Annotated in this window: 30 protein-coding genes; 18 read left to right on the forward strand and 12 right to left on the reverse strand. The window is 66.1% G+C overall.

Annotated features, from left to right (window positions below; all coding sequences use genetic code 11):
- Position 1 precedes the first annotated feature (1 nt).
- The 11 genes from FHS98_RS13395 to FHS98_RS19090 form a co-directional block, all read right to left on the reverse strand.
- Positions 2-157 (reverse strand): hypothetical protein, encoded by a 156-nt coding sequence (locus FHS98_RS13395; RefSeq protein WP_167105869.1) that lies wholly within the window; start codon positions 155-157, stop codon positions 2-4.
- A complete protein-coding gene (locus FHS98_RS13400; RefSeq protein WP_167105872.1) occupies positions 157-378 on the reverse strand; it encodes a hypothetical protein in 222 nt (73 codons plus the stop codon). Before FHS98_RS13400 ends, FHS98_RS13395 begins: the two co-directional genes overlap by 1 nt.
- Positions 378-620, reverse strand: a complete 243-nt coding sequence (locus tag FHS98_RS13405) for a DUF2312 domain-containing protein (protein WP_167105874.1) — start codon at positions 618-620, stop codon at positions 378-380. Before FHS98_RS13405 ends, FHS98_RS13400 begins: the two co-directional genes overlap by 1 nt.
- 61 nt (positions 621-681) lie before the next feature.
- Entirely contained in the window at positions 682-1,125 is a 444-nt protein-coding gene (locus FHS98_RS13410) for a Ros/MucR family transcriptional regulator (protein WP_167105877.1), read from the reverse strand.
- On the reverse strand, positions 1,126-1,425 hold the full coding sequence (locus FHS98_RS13415; protein WP_167105880.1) for a hypothetical protein: 300 nt from the start codon (positions 1,423-1,425) through the stop codon (positions 1,126-1,128). It lies immediately after the preceding gene.
- Entirely contained in the window at positions 1,422-1,832 is a 411-nt protein-coding gene (locus FHS98_RS13420; RefSeq protein WP_167105883.1) for a hypothetical protein, read from the reverse strand. The genes FHS98_RS13415 and FHS98_RS13420 overlap by 4 nt, the downstream gene beginning before the upstream one ends.
- On the reverse strand, positions 1,832-2,023 hold the full coding sequence (locus FHS98_RS13425) for a hypothetical protein (protein WP_167105886.1): 192 nt from the start codon (positions 2,021-2,023) through the stop codon (positions 1,832-1,834). The genes FHS98_RS13420 and FHS98_RS13425 overlap by 1 nt, the downstream gene beginning before the upstream one ends.
- Entirely contained in the window at positions 2,020-2,373 is a 354-nt protein-coding gene (locus tag FHS98_RS13430; RefSeq protein WP_167105889.1) for a hypothetical protein, read from the reverse strand. Before FHS98_RS13430 ends, FHS98_RS13425 begins: the two co-directional genes overlap by 4 nt.
- Entirely contained in the window at positions 2,370-2,777 is a 408-nt protein-coding gene (locus FHS98_RS13435) for a hypothetical protein (RefSeq protein ID WP_167105892.1), read from the reverse strand. Before FHS98_RS13435 ends, FHS98_RS13430 begins: the two co-directional genes overlap by 4 nt.
- Positions 2,778-2,858: 81 nt before the next feature.
- Positions 2,859-3,332 carry a hypothetical protein gene (locus FHS98_RS13440; protein WP_167105895.1) on the reverse strand — a complete coding sequence of 158 codons (474 nt, stop codon included), beginning with the start codon at positions 3,330-3,332 and terminating at the stop codon, positions 2,859-2,861.
- On the reverse strand, positions 3,319-4,068 hold the full coding sequence (locus tag FHS98_RS19090) for a helix-turn-helix transcriptional regulator (protein WP_341786069.1): 750 nt from the start codon (positions 4,066-4,068) through the stop codon (positions 3,319-3,321). Before FHS98_RS19090 ends, FHS98_RS13440 begins: the two co-directional genes overlap by 14 nt.
- Before the next feature lie 91 nt (positions 4,069-4,159).
- Here FHS98_RS19090 and FHS98_RS13455 point away from each other — a divergent pair, with 91 nt between their 5' ends.
- A complete protein-coding gene (locus FHS98_RS13455; protein WP_167105904.1) occupies positions 4,160-4,402 on the forward strand; it encodes a hypothetical protein in 243 nt (80 codons plus the stop codon).
- Here the strand turns inward: FHS98_RS13455 and FHS98_RS13460 are convergent.
- Entirely contained in the window at positions 4,395-4,586 is a 192-nt protein-coding gene (locus FHS98_RS13460; protein WP_167105906.1) for a hypothetical protein, read from the reverse strand. The two genes, FHS98_RS13455 and FHS98_RS13460, sit on opposite strands and share 8 nt — an antisense overlap.
- Positions 4,587-4,723: 137 nt before the next feature.
- Here FHS98_RS13460 and FHS98_RS13465 point away from each other — a divergent pair, with 137 nt between their 5' ends.
- From FHS98_RS13465 to FHS98_RS13545, 17 genes are all read left to right on the forward strand, one after another.
- Positions 4,724-5,140 carry a hypothetical protein gene (locus tag FHS98_RS13465; protein ID WP_167105908.1) on the forward strand — a complete coding sequence of 139 codons (417 nt, stop codon included), beginning with the start codon at positions 4,724-4,726 and terminating at the stop codon, positions 5,138-5,140.
- A gap of 213 nt (positions 5,141-5,353) precedes the next feature.
- On the forward strand, positions 5,354-6,460 hold the full coding sequence (locus FHS98_RS19095; protein WP_167105911.1) for a DUF7146 domain-containing protein: 1,107 nt from the start codon (positions 5,354-5,356) through the stop codon (positions 6,458-6,460).
- Positions 6,457-7,110, forward strand: a complete 654-nt coding sequence (locus FHS98_RS13475; protein ID WP_167105914.1) for a Gp49 family protein — start codon at positions 6,457-6,459, stop codon at positions 7,108-7,110. The genes FHS98_RS19095 and FHS98_RS13475 overlap by 4 nt, the downstream gene beginning before the upstream one ends.
- Positions 7,111-7,261: 151 nt before the next feature.
- Positions 7,262-9,163 (forward strand): hypothetical protein, encoded by a 1,902-nt coding sequence (locus FHS98_RS13480; RefSeq protein ID WP_167105917.1) that lies wholly within the window; start codon positions 7,262-7,264, stop codon positions 9,161-9,163.
- 522 nt (positions 9,164-9,685) lie between these two features.
- Positions 9,686-10,309 carry a hypothetical protein gene (locus tag FHS98_RS13485; RefSeq protein ID WP_167105920.1) on the forward strand — a complete coding sequence of 208 codons (624 nt, stop codon included), beginning with the start codon at positions 9,686-9,688 and terminating at the stop codon, positions 10,307-10,309.
- 445 nt (positions 10,310-10,754) lie between these two features.
- The gene (locus tag FHS98_RS13490) at positions 10,755-12,392 is read left to right on the forward strand and encodes a hypothetical protein (RefSeq protein WP_167105923.1); all 1,638 of its coding nucleotides are present in this window, start codon (positions 10,755-10,757) and stop codon (positions 12,390-12,392) included.
- Complete coding sequence (locus FHS98_RS13495; RefSeq protein ID WP_208402264.1) at positions 12,389-12,631, forward strand: hypothetical protein; 243 nt, start codon at positions 12,389-12,391, stop codon at positions 12,629-12,631. The genes FHS98_RS13490 and FHS98_RS13495 overlap by 4 nt, the downstream gene beginning before the upstream one ends.
- 15 nt (positions 12,632-12,646) lie before the next feature.
- Entirely contained in the window at positions 12,647-13,519 is an 873-nt protein-coding gene (locus FHS98_RS13500; RefSeq protein WP_167105929.1) for a hypothetical protein, read from the forward strand.
- Positions 13,520-13,556: 37 nt separating this feature from the next.
- Entirely contained in the window at positions 13,557-15,191 is a 1,635-nt protein-coding gene (locus tag FHS98_RS13505) for a portal protein (RefSeq protein ID WP_243848035.1), read from the forward strand.
- The gene (locus FHS98_RS13510; RefSeq protein WP_167105935.1) at positions 15,178-15,516 is read left to right on the forward strand and encodes a Bbp19 family protein; all 339 of its coding nucleotides are present in this window, start codon (positions 15,178-15,180) and stop codon (positions 15,514-15,516) included. The genes FHS98_RS13505 and FHS98_RS13510 overlap by 14 nt, the downstream gene beginning before the upstream one ends.
- Complete coding sequence (locus tag FHS98_RS13515; protein WP_167105938.1) at positions 15,509-16,336, forward strand: hypothetical protein; 828 nt, start codon at positions 15,509-15,511, stop codon at positions 16,334-16,336. Before FHS98_RS13510 ends, FHS98_RS13515 begins: the two co-directional genes overlap by 8 nt.
- Before the next feature lie 239 nt (positions 16,337-16,575).
- Entirely contained in the window at positions 16,576-17,508 is a 933-nt protein-coding gene (locus FHS98_RS13520; RefSeq protein WP_167105941.1) for a phage capsid protein, read from the forward strand.
- Between the two features lie 59 nt (positions 17,509-17,567).
- Positions 17,568-18,014 (forward strand): hypothetical protein, encoded by a 447-nt coding sequence (locus FHS98_RS13525; RefSeq protein WP_167105944.1) that lies wholly within the window; start codon positions 17,568-17,570, stop codon positions 18,012-18,014.
- Positions 18,015-18,103: 89 nt separating this feature from the next.
- Entirely contained in the window at positions 18,104-18,709 is a 606-nt protein-coding gene (locus tag FHS98_RS13530) for a phage connector family protein (RefSeq protein ID WP_167105946.1), read from the forward strand.
- Positions 18,709-20,913: a phage tail protein gene (locus FHS98_RS13535; protein WP_167105949.1), complete on the forward strand. Its 2,205-nt coding sequence runs from the start codon at positions 18,709-18,711 to the stop codon at positions 20,911-20,913. Before FHS98_RS13530 ends, FHS98_RS13535 begins: the two co-directional genes overlap by 1 nt.
- Entirely contained in the window at positions 20,910-21,347 is a 438-nt protein-coding gene (locus FHS98_RS13540; protein ID WP_167105951.1) for a hypothetical protein, read from the forward strand. The genes FHS98_RS13535 and FHS98_RS13540 overlap by 4 nt, the downstream gene beginning before the upstream one ends.
- Positions 21,347-21,871, forward strand: a complete 525-nt coding sequence (locus FHS98_RS13545) for a hypothetical protein (RefSeq protein WP_167105954.1) — start codon at positions 21,347-21,349, stop codon at positions 21,869-21,871. The genes FHS98_RS13540 and FHS98_RS13545 overlap by 1 nt, the downstream gene beginning before the upstream one ends.
- The last annotated feature ends 23 nt before the right edge of the window (positions 21,872-21,894 follow it).

Raw genomic sequence — 21,894 nt, forward strand, 5'->3', positions numbered from 1 at the left:
CTCAACAGATGCGGCCGAGCCCGATCTCCGCGATCAGGCCGAGCCACTGGATGGTGATGTGGAAGCCGTCGAACTCGTCGGCCTCGTCGACGCCGGGACCGCCCCAGCGGCCGCGTTCAAAGCGGGGGATGAGGTGGTGGAGGATCTTCCCGGCCATCAGCATTGTTCGCCGTAGGCGGTGATACCGCGCTCAGTGATCGACCAGAGGCGGTTGACCGATAGTCCACCAGTGCGCTTTTGAATGATCTCGCTGCTGACCAGTTGCTGGGTCTGCAGGGCATTCATCGTCGGATGATCGTAGCGGAGGGCTATCGACCCCCAACGGACATTCCGCAGCATGCGCTTTTCCACGGCGGTGAGCACGGGGAGCGCGCTCATCAGTTGAGACCCAGCGCGGCTTTGTACGTCTCGAGCAGGGCTTCCGCCTCGTCGCGGGCGTTCTTCTCGAGCTTGCGCAGCCGGACGATGGTCCGCATGGTCGTGGGGTCGTAGCCCTGCGATTTGGCCTCCAGGTAGACATCCTTGATGTCGTCCTGCATGCGCCTCTTCTCCTCCTCGAGGCGCTCGATACGCTCGATGAAGAGGCGCAACTGGTCCGCTGCGACGTTGCCGTCAGACATATCCCACTCCTACTGGCTGCATCGATCGCGGGCCGATCGCACCGGCCCGCGAGGGTTGCGGTCAGGCGGCGACGCGGCGGGTGATGGGGCCATCCCTGAACTTGGCGGGGCCGCGCTGGTGACCGAGGCCGATCGCTTTCGCGAGGCTACGGCGCTGTTCGGCGTAGGCCGGGGCGACCATCGGATAGTCGCGCGGGAGCTTCCACTTCGCCCGGTATTCCTCAGGGCTCATCTGGTAGTTGGTGCGCAGATAGCGCTTGAGCATCTTCAGCTTCTTGCCGTCCTCCAGACAAACAATGTGCTCATGCTTGATGCTGCGCCCGATGGGCACCGCGGGCGCGAGCTCGGGCTCCGGGGTGACGGCGGGCTTCGAGAGATTGGTCAACGCCTGGTGGACGGAGGCGATAACTTCGGCGACCTCGCTGTGCGGGATCCGATTGTTCGCAACGAAGCTGCTGACGATATCAGCGGTCAGGCTGACAGTGGTCGGAATGGCGATCGACATTTACTTCTTCTCCCGGTTGCAAGGGTGGTGAAGGGCGAGGTAGCGGCCGGCGGCTCCCGGTGACGGGAACTGGCGCTGGCCGCCGCGCTGGGTGAGGACGTGGCGTGCGCCGCCGGCGTCCGGATAGGTGGCGCGCCACTGACCGCCGCCGATCGCGTAGATCTCGGCGCCGTCGGCACGATCGAAACGGCGATCGTCGATCCGCCGCCACGTAGCGGCGTCGAGATCGTGGGGCATCTGCGGGTCGGCAGCGCCCCGCGCCGAGGCGCTCATGCGCTCGAACAGCGTGGTCACGATCATGCCGCCTGATCGGCGGGGAGGGTGGCGGAAAGCCTCGCGCGATCGAGGTGGCCGATCAGCGCGAGCAGGATCGCCGCCGCCTTCACGAGATTGCCGCGTGCATCCTCTGCCGGGCGGAAGCCGCCCATGAACGGCCAGTAGCCCTCACCGCGATGGTGGGCATTGTCGGGTCGATCGCCGCCGACGAGATCGACGCCGACGGTCGCATAGGCATAAGCGGCGAGGCCGAGATCGAGCGGGTTGTGATCGTCGTCGTGCGCGGTGCTGAAACCATGCCGGTCGACCTGTTCGATACGCTCGCGCACGAGATCCGCGAGCGCGCTATCGTTGACCGCGAGGCGCGCGGCGAGCGTGCTCTCGGGCGGGATCGCGATCGTCATCAAGGCATGCGTCTGGCTGTCGGCCATCAGGATCTCCTGGCGTGCGGGATGGAAAGGCGGGATTTGCTGTCGCGGACCATGTCGGCGATGCCGCGTTCGGCGATGGCGGAGAGCGCGTAGGCATGAACCGCGTCGGTGCCGCAGCCGCGGACGCCGCGTGCGATCATCCGCAGACCGTGCTCGACCAGCTCGCCGGGGGTAAGGGCGCCAGCGCTCACTGGCAGCCCGCGCCGCCGTCGAGACGGTTGGCGTGCTCGATGCAGAAGGCTGCGACCGCGCGGAGCTGCGTGGCGTCCGGACAATAGTAGAGGGCCATCGGAGGGCGCTCGTCCGTTCCGCGATCGACGACCATGATCGCCGGCTCCATCTGCTCGCCGATCTTGATCGTGAAGCAGTTGTGCCCCTCGCCGATCATGCAGAGCCCGACGGTCGGCACTTCGGAGACGATCGGCGGATTGCGGTCACGCTTCGCGGTGCGCGTCTCGGACATGTAGATGTTGGACGTGTCGGACGGCGTGACGCCGAACGCCTCTACCGCCTCGCGGATCAGTTCGTCGGCCGTGCTCATCGACGGCGCCCCAGCAGAGCGGCGCGCTGGTCGAGCAACTCGGCGGCGTCGGCCTTCTCGTCATTCTGGGCGGCGAGAATGATCTCGGGGGCGGTGCGATCGTCGAACCAGCGGTCGACCATGCCCTTGTCCCAGCAGGCGGCGGCGCCGACGGCCTTTGCGCCGGTCAGGAACTCGCCGCGATACTGGCGCAGGCTGGCGGGCGGCGGGAAGCCGTGGCCGCGGATGAGGGCGCGGATCTTGCGCACCAAGGTCGGCACCTGCAGATCGCCCCAGCCCGCGCGGCGCGCGATATAGGACATGCCGCAACGCGGCCGCGTGGTGTCGTGGCGGATCTCCGAGGGGAGACGGGTCGGCGGACAGGCGAGCAGCCGGTCCTGCAGCACATAGACGGATGAAAGCACTGTGGGCCTCCGTTCGATTGAACGGGGCCCTCATATTTCCATATTGGCCATCTGGTCAATGGTAAATTGGCATAATGGAAATCAGCGGTAAGCTGCTGGTCGATAGTCCTCAATGATCGTTGGCAGATTGTCGGATAGGGTTGGTGCAATTTTGGCGGTGATGAAGCCCACCCATCCCATTGATGCCATTTTACCGGCTTCTGCTAGATCCTCATCAAATTGAATTGGCATCCAGCATACGAGGTCGCCAGGCTGGAGCCTTGCGCCAGCGGCCATCGTCGTGGCGAGTGTGACTTGCTGATCCGTAGCTGAAGGCAGTCGGATGAGTGCGGTCTGTATGCCGCGATCGTCTATGGACACGGGGGTGCGAGCTGCAGCCCATTCGCGGGCGTCGATAATCTGAGCAAACATTGCTCGGTTCTGGCGAATTTCACGAATGCCAAATTCGTCTTGGTATTCCATGAAGGCATCTGCATCCTTGAAAGGAAGCATCGTGCCGGAAGTTGAAGTGGTTGTCGGTTTGGCTCTTCCAAACAGTCGATTAAGCAGCTTCATTCCGTTGCCCCTTGAAGGGCACAACGACTTCCGACAAACCGTCAAGGATTACTTTTTCTCGCTCGCTCGCGCTGCGATAGCGTTCGATGAGTGCGCGCTCTTCCGTCGTAAGCCGGTCGGGATTTTCCTCGTCGGGCAAGAGGTCGGCGGAGCTGCAATTTAGCACTCGGGCGATGCGGCGCATCCATTCCTGGTCAAGTCCGCGCGTTCCCATCTCGATCTTATTGAGCGCAGATGGCGTGACGTTGATCAGGTCAGCGAGCGCCTTCTGCGAAAGGCCCTGTGCCTCGCGCAGTTTGCGGATCCTGTTCGGTGCGTGCGTGTCGTTTGCCACGGCACCAAGATAGCCAATCCGGCAAGTTTCCATATTGGCGTATTGCCACACCGCCACAGAATGCGATAGCCATTTTGGAAATCGTTTAGGGAGTGCTTCGCTTTGAAGCTGGCGGATTGGCGGCACGGTAGTGGCATGACGCAATCGGAGGTTGCGGACGTGCTCGGCTGCGCGGTCAGCACCGTCGCCCGTTATGAGGCGGGCACCCGGTTGCCAGAAAGTCCGCCCCAGGAAAGCGACCGAGACATGATGAAGCGAATCTTCGTCATGACGCAAGGCCAGGTTCGGCCCTGTGACTTTTACCCGATTGCTGCCTGGGAGGCCGAGCTCATTGAGGCTGAGGCGCGCGCCGAACTCGCGCGGAAGGCCGCCTGATGCGCCCCGCCCAATATCTCCCTGCACGCACGCACTCCACCACTACTAGACCCGTGGCGTTGGTGACGGAAATCCGTCGCCAACTGGTTAACCATCATGGCAACCAAGGTGTGACCGCATGAGCGACGATCGCACTCCGGCCGACCGCACGCCCCTTTCTCCCGATCGCGAGATTGAGCTGCGGCTTGAATGCCTGCGACTGGCGTGCGGCTTCGCAAGCTCGATTGTCGAGGCGAAGGCGTCCTATCACCCCACCGTTGTGGTGTTCGCCCAGCGCTATTTCGAATTCATCACGGGCGCCAGCGCGACACCACCGCGCGAGGCGCTGGACGCCGCGCTGGACGCCGCCGATGTCAGGTAGCGTGGACAATCTCGGCCTGAAGGTCAGGGATCGGATCCTTGTCCTTCACCGTCGCCAGGCAGGCCTGGTAGACGCGCAGCACGTTGGCCTCCTTGAAGTTGGCGGCCAGGAAGCCGGTCGAGCGTCCTTCGGTGATGATGAGCTTGGTCAGTTCGAGCGCAACGGCTTCCGGCGATTCGGCCATCCATGTCCTCCTGTTGGTTGTGGTGACTACAGGCTGGCCCGAAGCCGGGGCGGTGTCGAGCCGTCCCGGCGGAAGGCTGTGGAGGCCGACATCTGTCGCTCACTGGCTCACCGCTATGGCAACCAAGGTCCGGCGCTGTGAGCGGGCATCTCGCAAACTACGTCGATGATCAGATCGATGCGGCGGACGATCGGGGGATTGTTGCCGCCACATCGAGCGGAACGGCCGGCGCCTCATGCTCGCCGGTCGTTCCGCACTCCGGTTCCGTCGCTGTCGGCGACCGCCCCTCCACGGCGGCGGCGGATGGCGGGGAGGCGACCCCCATCGCTTCCCCGCCGCCTTTCGCCACGCCGCTGATCGGGGCGTCGCACGGCTTCCGTGTCAGTGGTGCCTATTTCGAGGGGCCGTCGCTGGTCGTGCTGCGCCGCGCCGACGCGCCGCCGAACGAAGGACACGTCCTCCATCCCGAACAGGCGATCGCGCTTGCGCAGTCGCTCCTCGGCGCCGCGCGCGCCGCCATCGCCGCTCGCCCCGGCGCGCTGATGCCAGACTGAGGAGAAGCGCGGGGGCGGAACATGGATGAGTTGTCGTTGGGCTTTCTTTTGGGGGTGTTGCTTGGGGGTTTGGTCGGCGGAGTGGTCGCCGCGGGGTGCGTGGTTCTGTTGTGGTGCGATTGCATGGCAGCAGAGCCCGTCGATCGGGCGGGGCAAGATGGGCGGGGATAACCCCCGCCCACTGTCCGCGTGCGCCCCGGCTGGAGCGACGCGGTGAGCGGTCCGATCTCGATCGACGAGGTCGCGCGCATGCTCGACCAGCGCGTGGCGAGCCTCGCGCCCGAGCTGCTGCCGAACGGCAAGAAGATGGGCGTGTTCTGGCGCGTCGGTTCGATCGAGGGCGAGCCGGGGCAGAGCCTCGCCGTCAATCTAACCGGCGCGAACCAGGGCATGTGGACCGATTTCTCGGCCGACAAGGGCGCGCGCGACCGATCGGGCGATATGCTGACGCTGGCCGCGCTGGTGCTGTTCGGCGGCGATCGCGGTAAGGCCTTCGCTTGGGCGCGCTCGAAGCTCGGGCTCGACGGGCTCGACCCGACGCGCATTGCCCAGGAGCGCGCCAAGGCAACGCGCCGGGCGCAGACCGCGAACGAGGAAGCCAAGCGCAAGGCGGAGTGGATGCGGCGCAAGGCTCAGTCGCTGTTCTTCCCGCCGGCGGTGTCGATCATCAACTCGCCTGCCGAGCTCTATCTCGCCTCGCGCGGGATCGACATGTCGCTCCTCGATCGCGAGCCGCGCGCGCTGCTGTTCCACCCGGACTGCTGGTGCAGCGAGGCGGACGGGCCGCTGCCGGCGATGGTGGCGCGCGTGATCGACGGCGCCGGCCAGCATATGGCCGCGCACCGCACCTGGATCGAGCCCAACGCGGACGGCTATCTGTGGCGCAAGGCGCGGCTGGCAGAGCCGAAAAAGGTGCTGGGCGCTTTCGAGGGCGGCTATATCCCGCTGTGGAAGGGCGAGCATGCGGTGCCGCTGCATCGCCTTCCCGCCGGCGTGCCGATCGCCGTCTCGGAAGGCATTGAGGACGGGCTGACCGTCGCTTGCGCCTGCCCTGAGCTCCGCGTGATCGCGGCGATCAGCCTCGCCAACATCGCGAACATTCCGCTTCCGCCCAACGGCCGCGACGGCCGGCCGGGCAACCCCGTCACCATCATCGCGCAGAACGATCCGCCCGGCAGCCAGGCCGCCAAGGCGCTCGAGCGCGTGGTGATGAAACTGATCGAGCGCGGCGCCCAGGTGGCGGTCGCGCGGCCCCCGCAGGGGGTGAAGGACGCCAACGATCTCGCCAACGCCGGCGAGGAAGAGAGGAGAACAGCATGATCGACGACGTCGAGCTGAAGGCGCGCCTCGGCGCGCAAACCGCGCCGAAGGTTGGGCCGGAGCGCGTCGAGGCGGTGATCGCCGAACGCCTGTTCGTGCGCCCGACCGGCACGCTCACGATCTGCGTGCTGACGCTGGCGAACGGCTTCACGGTCACGGGCGAGAGCGCGTGCGCCAGTCCGGAAAACTACAACCAGGAGATCGGCGAGAAGATCGCCTTCGACAATGCCAAGCAGAAGATCTGGGCGCTCGAAGGATATGCGCTGCGCGATCGCCTCGCCTATCGCGACACGCTGATCGCCTCGATCGCGCACGAGGTGAACCGCGCCTGGTGCGCCTACAATGGCGACGATAGCCAGCCGAACTGGGCAGATGCGCCGGGCTGGCAGCGCGACAGCGCCATCACCGGCGTGGCTTTCCACCGTGCCAACCCGGAGGCCGGCGACGCCGCCTCGCACGACAGCTGGATGCGCGAAAAGGTCGCGGCCGGCTGGGTCTATGGCGAGCAGAAGGATCCCGACGCTCATCCGCCGACGCATCCGTGCATTGTGCCCTTCGAGGATCTGCCGCGCGAGCAGCAGTTCAAGGATCGGCTATTCCGGACGATCGTCCACGCCGCGATCGCGGCCGAAGCGGCCATCGTTCCGTGATCCAGCAATACCCCAGGGGCGTCCGGTACGGCTCGCAAGGCCCCCGGCGCGGTGTCATCGGGCACCGCCTCGCGGCGTTCAGCGCGCGCCCCGCATTTCTTGAGGCAGGTGGCTGATGACGCGCGGAGGGGCAAAATCCGGGCTCAACGGAGTGGCCGAGATGATGGCCGGGGCGGAGGTGGTGTCGCTGCATGGCGATGCACCCGCGCCCGTCGGCGCCGATCGGCGGAACGACGCGGCAGAGCACGGCGATGACGGGCAGGGCTACACGCCCCGGCGCAACATGCTGCCGGACGGCTGCCCGGTCGTGCCGCTGGGCACGGTCAACGGCGTCTGCTTCTATCTGGATGAATTGTGCCAGATCCGAGAAGTAAAGCCGAAGGAACATGAAAAGAAGACGCTCGAAAGTCTGTTCGGGCGTCGGTCTGATCTGTGTGAAACCCTGTGGCCGCGATACGGAAAGCCCAAGGTCAACAAGGAAACCTGCGAAGAAGAGCCCAATATCACCGGCTGGAAACCTGAAGAGGCCGGCCGGCAGCTCATGGCCGCGTGCGCGCGCAAGGGGCTGTGGTCGCCTGCGGGCAAGGTGCGCGGCGCCGGCGCGCACCGCGGCGACAATGGCGAGCTCATCCTCCATTGCGGGGACTATATCTGGACCGGCGCCGACAAGCGGCGGCCGTGGGTGAAGCCGGGCCTGATCGACGGGCTGGTCTATCCGGCGGCGGAAGCGATCCAACGGCCTGCGACTGAAACCGCGTCGGCGGAGGTCGCGCGCGAAGTGCTGGCGATGCTCGGCACCTGGAATTGGGAGCGCGGCTCGTCCGGCGACGGCGATCCGGGCATTGATCCGATGCTGCTGCTCGGTCATATCGGCGCCTCGCTGATCTGCGGCTGGCTCGAATGGCGCCCGGCCACCTGGATCACGGGCGGTCGCGGCACCGGCAAGTCGACGCTGCAGAAGCTCATCAAGCAGCTGCTGGGCAATGCGCTGATCTCGGCCGCGAACATCACCGAAGCGTGGGTGCGCCAGACGCTCAAGATGCGCACGATCCCGATCGAGATCGACGAGCTCGAGGCCGGCGCCGACAATCGGCGCGTCCAGGCCATCATAGATCTCGCGCGCCTCGCGGCGTCGGGTGCGCTGATGGGGCGTGGATCCTCGGATCACAGCGCTCAGGACTTCACGATGCGCTCGAGCTTCCTGTTCTCGAGCATCCTCGTGCCGCCACTGACGCCGGCCGATCGCTCGCGCCTTGCCATGCTCGAACTCAATCCGCTCGAGGGTGGTGCTGCACCGAAGATGGATCCGGCGCGCAACCAGGCGCTCGGCCGGGCCCTGCTGCGCCGGATGGTCGAGCAGGTGGGCCGGCTCGACGACACGATCGCGGTGTACAAGGACTGGCTGAGCCACCACGGGCACGATGCTCGCATGCAGGATCAGTTCGGCACATTACTTGGATGCGCCGACTGTCTATTGTTCAACGACTTGCCTGATGACGAGATGGCGGCCGCCTGGGCCCGCCGTCTCGATGCTTCTCAGCTGGCCGAGAAGGCGGAGGATGAGAGCGAGGGCGATCTTTGCGCCAAGTTCATCTCCCAGAGCCCGCTGCCGGCATCCGGCGGCGCCGAGCCCGAGCCCGTCTCGCTGTGGATCCTGAAGGCGCTGGCCTTCGGCCGAGGCGGTGGGGACCAGTCGCTGGATATCTCCCAGCGTGGACAGCGACGCCTGCAGATGGCGGGCATGAAGCTGGTGGCGAGCTGGATCGCCGGCGACGACGGGGGGCAGCGTAAAACGAGCGAGTATAAGCCGGATCGGGCCTATCCGGGCGGGTTGTTCCTCGCGGTCGCCAACAGCCACGAGGGGCTGTCCAAGCTGCTGCGCGAGCAGCGATGGCAGGGGGGCGTCTGGCAGCAGGCGCTCGGCCGTCTCGCGGGCGCCGTGAAGCGCCAAAAGGTCTCGATCGCGGGCCGGAAGGAGTGGTGCACGCTGGTGCCGCTCTCCGCGTTCGTCGACGTCGAGGGCGACCAGGAGCAGGGGGCCGATCTGCCGTGACCCACTGTTCGCTTTCACGCGTGCGGACAGCATCAACGACGCGGAGCGGCGTTGATGTGGTGCGTCCGCACTCCGCATCCACCACGCCCGCCGCAGGGGCAACCAAGAGACCGCCCAGGCCCACGCCCGTGCCCTGTTTTTCCCGTGCCCATGCCCGTGCCCATTGGGTTCAATCAGGGGCGCGGAGCGGGCTTGGCCGCGCGCCGACGGGCCCGGGGGTTGGGAACTTGGGAACTGGTTTGGGAACCGCGTTGGGAACCGGGAAAGCGCGGCGATCCGGGGCGGATGGGCGAAAGTTCCCAAGTTCCCAAGCCTCGCGCGCGCGTGACAATGTGCGCGCATGCGCATGCACACGCGCATTAGAATATATGTATTTCCTTGGGAACTTGGGAACTTTCACTGAAAAGCTAGGCAGCATCGAGCTTTTTCGGTTCCCAATGCGGTTCCCAACGCGGTTCCCGCTTGGGAACTTGGGAACTTTGCTCTCCGCCTATCGCCAGCCGAATAAAAAAGGGGGCGGATATGTCCTCGCCTGACCGCGACGCCTCCGAACGGGTCGAAATCGCGACCGGGGCCGCGATTTCTGGGGCCGCGGCGGAAACCGCTTCGCCGCCAATCGGCGGGGCGGGCACGCGCGCCGGGGTGGCGATGGCCGTCCGCGATGCCGGGCCGCTGCTGCCGCTGCGCGATGCCGAGCAGCTCGAACTGCTGCGCGACGATGGCGGCCGGCTCGACGTCGTCCAGGCGAAGCGCGCGCCGCGCGGCGTGGGGCGTCCGGCGGGCGCGCGCAACCAGCGCACGCAAGAGGTCCGCGACTACCTGCTCGGCCGCTACGCGCATCCGCTCGAGGTGCTGGCCCAGATCATCTCGCGGCCGATCGATGCGATCGTGGCCGAGACGGGATGCCGTCCGATCGAGGCGCTCGCGCTGGTGAAGTCGGCAGCGGCCGAGCTTGCGCCGTACGTCGAGGGCAAGATGCCGGTCGCGGTCGATCTCAACATCTACCGCGAGATCCCGACGCTGGTGATCGAGGGCGTCACGCACGCTTCCGAAGAGCTCGCGGATCTCCTCGACGGCGAGTTCATGACCGTCGAGGAAGGCGAGGCGGAAATGGCGGAAAACCGCCAGTTTCCGGAGGCCGAATGATGGCTGTTGGAATGGCATCGTTGGAATGCGACGGCCAAGCCGCTGAGAAAGCTGCGGAAATCGCGGCCTGTCCTAAGCTTGGCAGGCTGATCGCAGGGGCCGCCGCGGCGGTCACCATGGCCGCGCTCGGGGTGGTCGCGATCCGGCCAGGCGCTCGCCCCCCTTCGCGGGCCGAGGCTCTGTCCCACCCCCTCGCACGACGTGCGTGGGAATTCCTGGCGATCGCCTCGCCCCCCCTCACCATGCTTGGCCGTCCGGGGGCGCATAGTGTTGTGGCTCAGGCTCGGGCCCGGGCACGGGCTGGGGAGGCGCAACCCGCGCAAGGCATTCGCGCACAGCGCGGGCCCGGGGCGCGGGATCTCTTCGATGGTGCGGGGCTGGCGAGCCGGGCTATCGAGCGCGTGACGATGGGCGCGCGCCAGCGCGCGGTCAAGGGCGCGTGCGCATGACGCTTCTGCGCCTCCGTCCGGTCGGCCCGAAAGCCGCGAGGTTTCTCGCGAGCACCGCCTTCCTCTGCGGTATCATGGGGCCGGTCGGTTCCGGGAAGACCATCACCTGCGCCCAGAAGGTGCTCCGGATCGGCGCGCGCCAGAAGCCGGTCCGCAACGCCCACGGCGTACTCGTCCGCCATGCCAAGGTGGTCGTAGTCGGCGCGACCTATCCGATCATCGACGCGAACCTGCTGCCGTCATGGTTCCGCGTGGTGCCGGAGGACAAGGGCTTCAGCTGGGATGCGCCGCGCGAGCACCGCTTCCAGCGCGTGCTGCGCAAGGATCCTGAAACCGGCCGCGTTACCGAGATCCTCGACATGATCGTCGTGTTCCGCGCGATCGGTGACAAGACGGTCGAGGAAGCTTTGCGCGGTTCCGAATGCACCGCGGCTTGGCTGTACGAGATGGACACACTCCCGGCGGCGGTCGTCGAGTACATGTCCGGCCGCGTCGGCCGCTATTCGCAGTTCGACGCCAGCAGCGTGATCGACCCGCAGATCATCGGCGACTTCAACGCGCCCGACGTCGACAACTATTGTTACGAAACATTCGTCGAGCGCACGATGGATGAAGAGACCGAAAAGGCGATGCGCGACGTCCTCGGCGGTCAGGCTGTCGTAGAATTCTTCCAGCAGCCGCCGGCTATCGACAAGGACGGCAACGTCAATCCGAATGCGGAGAACTTGTCCAATCTGCCGCGCGGCTACTACGAGCGCCAATATCTTCTGAACAAGACGAAGAAGAACTATCTCGACCGCATGCTACGTAACCGGTTCGTGCCCGTCCAGCATGGCCAGCCGGTCTATGGCGATGAATTCGACATGGATGAGCATATCGCGGCCGAGCCGTTGCGCGCCGACCCGACCCGCAAGCTGATCGTCGGCCTCGACGCCGGACTGACGCCGGCGGCGGTGATCTGTCAGCGCGACAGCCTGGGCAAGCTGCGTGTGCTGTCCGAACTGGTGGTGATCGCGGCGCCGGACCAGATGATCGGCAAGGCTGGCCCCACGCGTTTCGGGCAGGCGCTGCGCGCTTTCCTCGCGGAGCACTATCCGCACCATTACCAGCCTGCGACATCAGGCCGGCTGCGCCGTGGCGGCATGGGGCATAATGGCGGGCCGGAGCTCGATGATCTCGAGGAAGAGCGGATCCGCTTCATCTGCGATCCGGCCGGGCAGGACGGAACCGACAAGTCGGGTAATGAGGAAAGCTGGCTCGAGATCGTCCAGGCGGTGATCGGCTATCGGCTCCGGCCGGCGCGGAGCAACCGGCTGCATGTTCGGCTCGAGGCGGTGCGCATCGCGCTGATGGCGCGCGGTGGTTTCGAGATGTCCCCCACGTGCAAGACGCTGCGCAAGGGCTTCCTGTCTGGCTACCACTATCAGCGAACTGCCGTTGGAGATGGTGTCGGCAAGTTTTCGCTTGAGCCGAACAAGAACCAGTTCAGTCACGTCCACGATGCCCTTCAGTATGCGTCGATGGATGACGAGACAGTCGTCGCCCAGATCCTCGGAAAATCGGCCCGATCCAGCAAATCACGGCAGCGTGGCCGGGTTGATCTTGGCAGCGATTATTTCTCGGGAGCACGATGATGAGTGGAGCTGTAAAGTTTTTGTTGAGCCCGGCTCTGGCGCTGGTCGGCGGCTTGAACAAGCAGAAGCCGCAACAGCCGGTGCAGACCCCTGTGGTCGACCAGTCGGCAGCCCTCGACGCGGCAAACCAGCAAGCGGCGGACGATCTGCGGCGTCGGCGTGGCGCCGGCGCGAACGAGCTTACCGGCGGCGGCGCCGAAGCATCCACCCCGGGCGCAAAGACGCTGCTCGGCCAATAAGCGAGGAGAAGTGACATGGCGGACGTGAATATCGAGGCACTGGCGGCGGGCACCGTCACGGAATTGAAGAAGGCCCTGCCCATGCTCGACGCGGCTCAGCTCGCCGGGTTGCGGGCGGCCGAGCTCGCCAAGGGCGAGGCCGATGCGCGCACGACCGCGATCCAGGCGATCGATGCGGCGCTCGCCGAGCTGGACGAGGTTGGGGAGGACGCCCCGGCTGGCGACCTGTCCGACGACGCCCCGGCTGGGCAGGCCGGGGACGGCCCGGCGCTCCGCCCTGGTGCGAACATCCATGGCATCGGTCCCGACGTCGGGGGCGGCCCGAACCCGAATTACCGGCCGTCCGTCGATGATGGCGTCTCGCTCGCCTCGGGGACGGTAGGCGACACCGTGACGGCGAGCGGATCCATCGAGATCGCCACGGCTGATCTCGCCACGCTTGAGGCGCTGATGCAGGTGGAGATCGCCGGTGCTTCGCGCGCACCGGTCATCGACGAGATCGACCGGCGCATGCGCATGCTGCGCGAAGAGGCCCTGCACCGTGTGCGGGGCAGCGTGGCGGCCTCGCACGCGCCGTTGGCCCGTCGTCTCGATGCGCTGACCGCCGCGATGGGCGGGCCGACCTCGCTGGCCTTTGGCGATCATCCTCGCCTGATCGAGCACCTCTCCCCCGTCGAGGCCTCGCCCGGCATGTTCACGGTGTCGGGCGACCGCGTGCTCTTCCAGCGCAAGCTGACGATCGCGGGGGACGTGGCGCCGGCGGACATCAGCCATGTGTTGCTGCTCGATGCCGAAGGTGAGGTCGTGGGCAATTGCGAGATCCCCCAGGGGATCCGCGCGGGCGGAGGCCGGTCGATCGAGTTTCCGGCCGGTAGCCTGATCTTCTGAGCACGGAGCGGGGGTAGGTCAGATGGTAGACGTGGATATGATCCTGCGGCGCCAGTCGGTCATGGAGGCCGAACGGTCCAATTTCGAGGCGCAGTGGCAGGACGTCGCCACCTACCTGCTCCCGCGACAGGCCGACTTCCTGGGCGACAGCTTCGCCCAGGGAGCGCGCCGCACCGGCCGGATCTTCGACGAGGCGGGTTTGCAGTCTTTGAACGACGGCATCGCGGTGTTCGAGGGCTATGTCATGCCGCGCGGCGCGCGCTGGCAGAATCTCGAGGCGCGCGATCCCGAGCTCATGAAGAAGCGCAGCGTGCGGGAATGGTATGAGCGCAAGACCGGTCAGCTGTTCGCGCTGCGCTCCGACCCTCAATCGGGCTTCGACACGCAATGTCACGAAAGCATCGCGTCGCTGATGGGCTTTGGCAACCAGGCCATGACGCCGAGCATCCGCCGCGATCTGCGCGGGCGGATCGCCGGCATCGGTTATCGCAGCGAGCATCTCGGCGGGATCTTCATCCTGGAGAATGCATGGGGGCGGCCCGACGTCGTGCACCGCAAGTTCAAGCTCGAGGCACGGCAGGCGCTGCAGGAGTTCGGCGACAAGGCGCCTGAATGCGTGCTCAAGGCCATGAAGGATAAACGGGAGCACGAAAAGCACTGGTATCTGCAGGCGATCGAGCCGAACCGGCGTTTCGAACCCGGCCGCCTCGACCATGCCGGCAAGCCTGTGGCCAGCGCGTACATCGCCGTCCAGGACAAGCAGCTGATCGAGGTTGGCGGTTATCGCTCGATGCCGACGATCGCCAGCCGCTTCGAGAAATCACCGATGGAAACCTATGGGCGCGGCCCTGGCATGGACGTGCTGCCGGCGGTCAAGGCTGCGCAGCGGATGATGCAGGATCTCGTGACGGCCGTGGAGTTCCTTGCCCGTCCGCCCCTCGGTGCTCATGACGACATGCTGGACCAGACGATCCGCTATTCGCCGCACGGCGTCACCTATGGCGCGATCGATCGCCAGGGCAATAAGCTGATCCAGCCGCTGCTCGACGGCGCGAACATCGCGCCTGCTCTTCAGCTTCAGGAGCGCACGCGCGAGGTCATCCGTCGCGCCTTCTACGGCGACATGCTCCGTATCCGCCAGGAGCAGAAGACCCACCTCATCGAAGCCGACGTGATGGAGCAGCTGCAGGAGAAGGGCGTGCTGCTAGCGCCGCTCGGCCGGCAGGAAACCGAGTGGCTGTCTCCGATGGGGGAACGCGAGATCGATCTCATGTGGGAGATGGGCATGCTCTCCGACATGCCGCCCGAGGTGCAGGAGGCCGGAGGCCTCTATCAGATGCGCTACGACAACCCGCTGGCGCGCGCGCAGAAGGCGGAGCAGGCAGCGGGCTTCTTCCGTACCCTGCAGGGCGTGACCCCCCTCATTCAGGCGAAGCCGCAGCTGATCGACGCATTCCTCGCGCGCTTCCCGTTCGACGGGGTGCTCAATGGCCTCGCCTACATAAACGGTGTGCCGGCGAGCTGGGAAGCCGACGACGATCAGCGGACCCAGGCGACCGCAGCGGCGGGCGAGAGCGCCAACGCGCAACAGCTGCTCGCGGCCGCGCCGGTGATCGCCAAGACTGCGAAGGAACTGAGCCTTGCACAGGGAGGCGCAGGTGGCGCTCTCTGAAGACATCAGCCAGATCGAAGAGGCTGCCAATACCGAGCGTGCGCAGATTCTGCGCCAACGCCGGCGACTAGTTGGTGCTCATGATCTGGCGGTGCGCCTCTTCTACGGGGCGGACGGGCAATTGAGCGAAGCGGCGATTGAATGGCTGGCCGAGCTCGGCCGTCACTGTTTTGCCGAACATCCCACCTGGGATCTCGATCCGCGCGCCCACGCCTTCAACGAGGGTCGGCGCGCCGTGTTTCTCGAAATTATGCATGGCCTCGCGCTCGATACCCGGCGCCTGGCGATGTTGTCGCGTCAGTTGAAGGAGACCGAAGATGAGTGACGGGGGTAATGGTGGTGAAGGTGGTGTCGTCGTTTTGGTCGACGATGCCGGTGCGGCCGGCGGCGGCCAGGGCGGTGAAGGCGGTGGTGCTACGCCGGATTGGATGGGCAGCCTGCCTGACGACCTCAAGGCCGATCCGACGCTGGCTCGCTATGCCGACGTCGAGAAGCTTGCGCGGGGCGCGCTCGACCTGAAACGGCAGGCGAGCTCGCGCATCGTCAAGCCGGACGAGGGCGCCGACGACGCCACTTGGGGCGCCTTCTATAACCAGCTCGGCCGGCCGGAGACGCCGGACAAATATGAGATCCCGCTCCCCGAGGGCGCTGACACGAAGCTGGCCGATGATTTCCGCCCGCTCGCGCACAAGCTTGGCCTGACGGCTTCGCAGGCGAAGGGCGTCGTCGAGTTCAATAATCAGTTCGTGGCGGGGCAGCTGGCGGATCTCGAGCGGTCCTCACAGGCCGAGCTCGATGCGTTCCGCAAGTCGACGCCCGACTATGATGCGAAGCTCCCACAGGTGAAGGAGTTCGTGAAATCGCTGGGTGTCGACCCGGCACTCGCGAGCGAGCTCGATCTCAAGATGGGCACCGGCAACCTGATGAAGTTCTTCTTCAGTCTTGCCGATCGCGCTGGCGAGCATCGCCGCCTCGACGGCGAGACGCCCAATCTCCAGGTGGATGCGAATGCTGGGGCGACGCTCGACACGAAGATGCTGGATGCCGGCTGGCGCGAGAAGGTGAAAATCAAGGGATCGCCCGAGCATCAGGAATATCAGCGGCTGCTGGGCGCGGCGCAGAAGGCGGCGGTGAAAGGCTCTTGACGAAATCGTGGCGCGGACTCACTCTCCGCGCCACGGCATCGGGGGGTGTCGTCACCGGCCCCGGCCGATAACCCGCCTCCCGCTGCCCAGCCCGTTTCCCGATCTTCGGATCGGCCCCGGCTGCACCCGCGAAAGCAGCGGCGTCAAAGGCGGACGTTAAGCGCCCAGATCGGCCCCGCGCGCGAGCGCCGTTTCCCGATCGAAAATCAGCACCAACTGGTTTCCGATGGAGACGCATCATGGCCGAGAATTGGGCCGATACGACCCGTACCGTCGAATATGAGAAGGCTGTCACGTTCGCGCTGAACGAGATGCCGGGCAAGCTGTGGCCGCTCGCCGCTTCGGTCGGCGCCGGCGGCGGCAAGAAGGTCCAGATCGAAGATCGCTTCGACGACCTGTATGCCGAGGAGATCTCGGAGCGGAACGGCGATACCCGCAACACCGATCCGGACGTCAACCGTCGCTGGATCGTCAAGCCGAAGCGCGCCGGCGTCGCGCCGCTGCTCGATCCCGACGATGAGATGTCGACCGAGGTCGGCCTCCAGTCGCCGCTGGCGACCGGCGTCGCCAAGGCGATCCGCCGCTTCCAGGACGACAAATTCCTCGAAGGCTTCTACGGCACCGCCTACACCGGCGAAGAGGGCGCGACGGCTGTGCCGTTCAAGGCGGCCAACATCCTCGCGGCGGATTATTCCACCACGGGTACGCCGTCAGGCCTGACCACCAACAAGCTCATCCGCCTCAAGCGCATGGCCACCTCGGCCTTCGTCGATCTCGAGGCCGAGAAGCTCCACATGATCGTGACGGCCGCCCAGATCGAGGATCTGTTCAAGATCACGCAGTATCAGTCGGCCGACTATAACACGGTCAAGCCGCTGGCTGACGGCAAGCTGGTCGACTGGATGGGCTTCCGCTTCATCCCGGCCGAGATCGACAACCCCAAGGCGTACAAGCGATCGTCCGGCCTGACCGTCGACGGCAACGGCTATCGCCGCGTGCCCGTGTTCGTGCCGAGCGGCATGCATCGCCGCACCTGGCTCGACTTCAAGGGCAAGCTCGACGAGCGCTCGGACAAGAACCACTCGCTGCAGATCGCTGGATACACCTGTGCGGGCGCCACCCGGCTCCTCGAGGACAAGTGCTTCCAGATGCTGTGCATCGAGGCGCCCTGATCCTGGTCGGGGCGGCCTCGGCCGCCTCGGTTTCCCTTAGATCCACGAGGAACTGAGACATGGCAAAAGGTTATGGCAATCTGCTCGCGGGGGTGTTTGATGGCACCGTGCTTCCGGCCAAGAAGGCGGACGGCCGCCGCGTCAACGCGAAGGTCCGCTGCTATCGCGAGATCTTCGACCTTGCGACCGCGACCGTGGCCAAGAACGTCGGCGACACGAACGTCGTCTGCCGCCGTCCTGCCGGCGGCGCATTCAAGGGCGGCAGCATCACGGTGTCGGTCACGCTCGGCGCCACGACCGTGTCGCTGGGCACCGTCGGGAACCCGACGAAATATCTGGCGGCGACGACGATCACGACGCCGAACAGCCCGATCACCTTCGGCACTGCCGCGGCGCGCGCCGAAGACCCCCTCGTCGACGAAGAAGAGGTGATCCTCACCTGGGGCGCCGCGGCGCCCCCGGGTGCAGGCTTCGTCATCGTCGACCTCGATACCCTGGCGCGCTGACGCGCAGCCGGGGTCGCGCGGCGCTGGCCCTTCGGAGGGCGAGCCGGCTGAGCCGGCGCCGCGCGTCACTCTTCTAGCAGGATGTTGCGATGGCGGCAGCGCCTTCCCAGACGCGGATCGTGAACCGGGCGCTCTCCCTGCTCGGCACGGCGCAGCGTATCGCCAGCATCACCGATAACACTCCGCTGGCGAAAGCCGCTTTGGCTGTGTGGGACGACGCACGCGATGGATGTCTTGCCGAACATCCCTGGAATTTCGCGATCGGGCGGGCTCAGCTCGCCGCCAGCGCCGACGCACCGACGTTCGGCTATGACTTCGCCTATGCATTGCCGGCCGATCATCTCCGCTGGCTTCCGCCAGCTCCGGGCGATCGGGGTTATTTCAAGGCCGAGCAGGAGGGGAACCTCCTCCTGAGCTCGGCCGATGCGCCGCTCAACATCCGCTACATCCGCCGGGTCGAAGATCTGTCGATCTGGTCGATCGGTTTCATCGTCGTGATGGGGCACCGGCTGGCCTGGGACATGGTCGATGCCGCGAGCGGCGGCATCGAGGGCCTCGCCCAGCGTATGCAACAGCGCTACGAGATCGAGCTCGATCGTGCCAAGCGGCAGGATGCGCTGGCGACCGGCGATCGCTCTGGTCGCCAGGAGTTCCGATCGAACTGGTTGGCGGCCCGCGGCGGCTGGGAAGACTGATGTCCCGCACGTCGATCATCCAGACCAGTTTCAACGGCGGCGAACTGTCCCCTCGCATGGCGGGCCGGCCGGACCAGTCGGTCTATGGATCCGGCTGCCGACAGCTGAATGGCTGGCTCCCCACTTTGCAGGGGCCAGCGGTTGCGGCTCCCGGCACGCGCTACGTGGCGCGGGCGAAGGGGCCGTTTCGCCTGTTGCCGTTCGAATACAATATCACCCAGGGCTATCAGATCGAGGCGAGCGACCACGCCTTCCGCTTCTACACCAATAACGTCCGCCTCGAGGATGGGACGGGCACGCCGATCGAGATCGCTACGCCCTGGACCTACGCGCAGGTTCTTCAGCTCGATTACGAGCAATCGGCCGATGTCCTGTATCTGGCGCATGGCGAGGTGCCGATGCAGGAACTGGATCGCACAGGGGCGACGACATTTTCCATCGCGCCCTTCGCGTTCAAGAACGGGCCGTACGAGGACGATAATAGCGACGACACCATATTGGTGACGATCGATCAAACCACCGGAACAGCAACCGTCACGGCGACAAAGCCGATTTTCCAACCGGGCGACGTCGGGGGCTTCTTCCGGATCCAGGCCCGAGATTTCTCCAACGTGTCCGCGTGGGAAGCCGGCATGGCGGGTATCCCGACGGGATCGCGAATGCGGTCCAACGGCAAGGTGTACGAATGCGTCGGCGGAACCGATCGCACCGGGACGATCCCTCCCGCGCACAGCGAAGGCACAGCCTGGGACGGCTCGAACTCCGGCACCGACATCAACGGCAAGGGACCGTACGGCAAGCAGTGGCTGTATCTGTACGGCCCCTTCGGCCAGGGCACGATTACCGCCTATGTCAGCCCCACCGTCGTGAAGATCGCGGTCGTGACCCGGCTGGCCGACAGCCTCATCACGGTCGGAAGTTCGCGCTGGGCCTTCGGCGCTTTCTCTCCCCGGCGGGGGTATCCCAACGCCGTCGTGTTGTGGAACCAGCGCCTGGTCCTGGCCAAAGGCGCGAAGGCGTATGGCAGCGTCGTCGGCGGCTATAATGATTTCGCCCGCTATGACAGCTCGGGGAACGCGCAGCGCGATCTCGGTTTCACCATCACGCTCCCCAATCCCAACGTCATCAGATGGCTGGCCGCCGATCGAAAATTGCTGATCGGCACCGCCCGCGCGGAGCATGTCGCCGAACAGCTGCTGACCAATTCGGACACGGCCGGCCCGCCGACCATCCAGGTGGAGACCCAGTCGACCTATGGGTCCGCACCCACCAAGGCGCTGCTGGCGGCCGGACGGGTGCTGGCCGTGCAAAGGGCAGGACGCAAGCTGCTCGAGCTCGGCTATTCGGTTGCACAGGATCGCTACGAGGCTTCCGATCTGACACGTCTGGCAGAGCATATCGGCATGTCGGGCTTCGTCGAGCTTGCCTGGCAACAGGAGCCGGAAGGCCTGATCTGGGCGGTGCGCCGCGACGGATCGCTCGCGGCGATGACCTATTCGCCGGGGCAGCAGGTCATAGGTTGGGCGCGCCGCACGCTGGGCGGCGGAATGCTCGCCCGCACGGCGAGCGTCATCACCGATCCGGCCGGAGAGCGCGATCAGCTCTGGATTGGCGCAGAGCGCGGCGGGACGTGGTGGGTGCTGCGGCAGGAGAGCATCTGGCAGTCGGGTGACGATGCCAGTCGCGTTCTAATGGTGGACGCTGGCTTGACCTACGACGGCCCGCCGGTCGCTTCGGGCAGCGGGGCTGCTCATCTGGCGGGCGAAACCGTTTCGGTTCTGGCCGACGGCCTGCCGCACCCGGACATCACCATTGGCGCCGGCGGCCAGTGGACCATCAATTTCCCAGCTTCTGTTGTGTCGCTTGGCTTTCCTTTCCCCGCCTTATTGCAGACGCTGCCGATCGAGGCGGGTGGCGATGTCGGTACTGCCCAAGGGCGGATCAAGCGGATCAGCCGGGTGACACTTCGACTGCTCGAGGCCCAGGGGATCCGGATCTCGGTCCAGGGCGGTCAGGCGATCGCCGACGAACACCGTGTACCCGACGATCCGATGGACGAGGCGGTGCCCCTCTTCTCCGGCGACGTCGCCATCGAGACGGTAGGCAGCTTTGACCGCTACGGGATGGTGACGATCGAGCGCTTCCAGCCGACGCCGGCGACACTGCTGGCGGTGATGCCCACCGTGACGACGAGCGAGCGATGATCACCGTCGCGCCGTTCTACCCCGGCGATCTGGCCGAGTTCGCCGTGCAGCCGTGGCAGCATGCTGATCTGCTCGCTCATACCCCGGGTACGCCCGAATTCTGGGCTTCGAGCGGGCCGGCGTTCACGGCCCGCAACGCAGAAGGTCATATCCTGCAATGCTCGGGCTTCGTCGAGAACCATGGCCGTTACGCCAGCGCCTGGGCACTGCTGTCGGCCGACTGGTCGAGCGCGAAGGTGGCCCTGCACCGGGCGACCCGGCGCGTCATTGCCGAAACCCGGTACGTGCGCATCGACATGTCGGTGCGCAGCGGCTTCGCGGCGGCGCACGAATGGGCGCGCATGTTGGGTTTCGTGCGTGAAGGCACGCTCCGCCGGGCCGCACCCGACGGCGGTGATTTCGATATTTATGCGCTCGTCCGGGAGGATCGTTGATGGCTGCTGCTGCCCCGATCGCGATCGGCCTGCAGGTGGCTGGCTCTCTAATGGGCGCCAAGTCGCAGGCCGATGCGTACAACTATAACGCCTCGGTCGATCGAACGAATGCGCAGCAATCGCTGCACGACGGGGCTGCTCAGCAGAACGACATTATGGCCCGCGCGCGCGCCATTTCGGGCGATGCGCTGGCGGCCTCGGCCGCCAATGGCGTCGAGGTCGGCACCGGCTCAGCCCTCGATGCGCTGCGTCAGACGGCGATCAATGCGCAGTTCAATGCCCTCAGTGCGCGCGCCCAGGCCGTCGGCCGGGCCAATGCCTATTATGCCGATGCGGCCGCGAAGAAATCGGCCGCCCGCAGTGCGCTCGTCACGGGCTTCCTGACCGCCGGCGCCAAGGCGCTGAGCGGCTTCGGGGGCGGCGGCGGATCTGCAACCACACCGGGCGGATCGGCGATGCCGCTCCCCTCCTCGATGGGCACCGATGCCGGCGGGTCGTCGATCGGCATCTACGGGGTGAGCTGACATGGCTGTGCCGCCTATTCTCG

It is taken from the genome of Sphingomonas oligoaromativorans (genome assembly GCF_011762195.1).
Lineage (GTDB): Bacteria > Pseudomonadota > Alphaproteobacteria > Sphingomonadales > Sphingomonadaceae > Solisphingomonas > Solisphingomonas oligoaromativorans.

Coding starts and splice junctions, on each gene's coding strand:
- FHS98_RS13520 (WP_167105941.1), top strand. CDS start 16,576: ATGGCCGAGAATTGGGCCGATACGACCCGTACCGTCGAATATGAGAAG.
- FHS98_RS13420 (WP_167105883.1), bottom strand. CDS start 1,832: ATGGCCGACAGCCAGACGCATGCCTTGATGACGATCGCGATCCCGCCC.
- FHS98_RS13455 (WP_167105904.1), top strand. CDS start 4,160: ATGAGCGACGATCGCACTCCGGCCGACCGCACGCCCCTTTCTCCCGAT.
- FHS98_RS13395 (WP_167105869.1), bottom strand. CDS start 157: ATGGCCGGGAAGATCCTCCACCACCTCATCCCCCGCTTTGAACGCGGC.
- FHS98_RS13545 (WP_167105954.1), top strand. CDS start 21,347: ATGGCTGCTGCTGCCCCGATCGCGATCGGCCTGCAGGTGGCTGGCTCT.
- FHS98_RS13490 (WP_167105923.1), top strand. CDS start 10,755: ATGACGCTTCTGCGCCTCCGTCCGGTCGGCCCGAAAGCCGCGAGGTTT.
- FHS98_RS13495 (WP_208402264.1), top strand. CDS start 12,389: ATGATGAGTGGAGCTGTAAAGTTTTTGTTGAGCCCGGCTCTGGCGCTG.
- FHS98_RS13440 (WP_167105895.1), bottom strand. CDS start 3,332: ATGAAGCTGCTTAATCGACTGTTTGGAAGAGCCAAACCGACAACCACT.
- FHS98_RS13410 (WP_167105877.1), bottom strand. CDS start 1,125: ATGTCGATCGCCATTCCGACCACTGTCAGCCTGACCGCTGATATCGTC.
- FHS98_RS13460 (WP_167105906.1), bottom strand. CDS start 4,586: ATGGCCGAATCGCCGGAAGCCGTTGCGCTCGAACTGACCAAGCTCATC.
- FHS98_RS13475 (WP_167105914.1), top strand. CDS start 6,457: ATGATCGACGACGTCGAGCTGAAGGCGCGCCTCGGCGCGCAAACCGCG.
- FHS98_RS13535 (WP_167105949.1), top strand. CDS start 18,709: ATGTCCCGCACGTCGATCATCCAGACCAGTTTCAACGGCGGCGAACTG.
- FHS98_RS13430 (WP_167105889.1), bottom strand. CDS start 2,373: ATGAGCACGGCCGACGAACTGATCCGCGAGGCGGTAGAGGCGTTCGGC.
- FHS98_RS13540 (WP_167105951.1), top strand. CDS start 20,910: ATGATCACCGTCGCGCCGTTCTACCCCGGCGATCTGGCCGAGTTCGCC.
- FHS98_RS13515 (WP_167105938.1), top strand. CDS start 15,509: ATGAGTGACGGGGGTAATGGTGGTGAAGGTGGTGTCGTCGTTTTGGTC.
- FHS98_RS13530 (WP_167105946.1), top strand. CDS start 18,104: ATGGCGGCAGCGCCTTCCCAGACGCGGATCGTGAACCGGGCGCTCTCC.
- FHS98_RS13400 (WP_167105872.1), bottom strand. CDS start 378: ATGAGCGCGCTCCCCGTGCTCACCGCCGTGGAAAAGCGCATGCTGCGG.
- FHS98_RS13405 (WP_167105874.1), bottom strand. CDS start 620: ATGTCTGACGGCAACGTCGCAGCGGACCAGTTGCGCCTCTTCATCGAG.
- FHS98_RS13500 (WP_167105929.1), top strand. CDS start 12,647: ATGGCGGACGTGAATATCGAGGCACTGGCGGCGGGCACCGTCACGGAA.
- FHS98_RS13415 (WP_167105880.1), bottom strand. CDS start 1,425: ATGATCGTGACCACGCTGTTCGAGCGCATGAGCGCCTCGGCGCGGGGC.
- FHS98_RS13525 (WP_167105944.1), top strand. CDS start 17,568: ATGGCAAAAGGTTATGGCAATCTGCTCGCGGGGGTGTTTGATGGCACC.
- FHS98_RS13505 (WP_243848035.1), top strand. CDS start 13,557: ATGATCCTGCGGCGCCAGTCGGTCATGGAGGCCGAACGGTCCAATTTC.
- FHS98_RS13485 (WP_167105920.1), top strand. CDS start 9,686: ATGTCCTCGCCTGACCGCGACGCCTCCGAACGGGTCGAAATCGCGACC.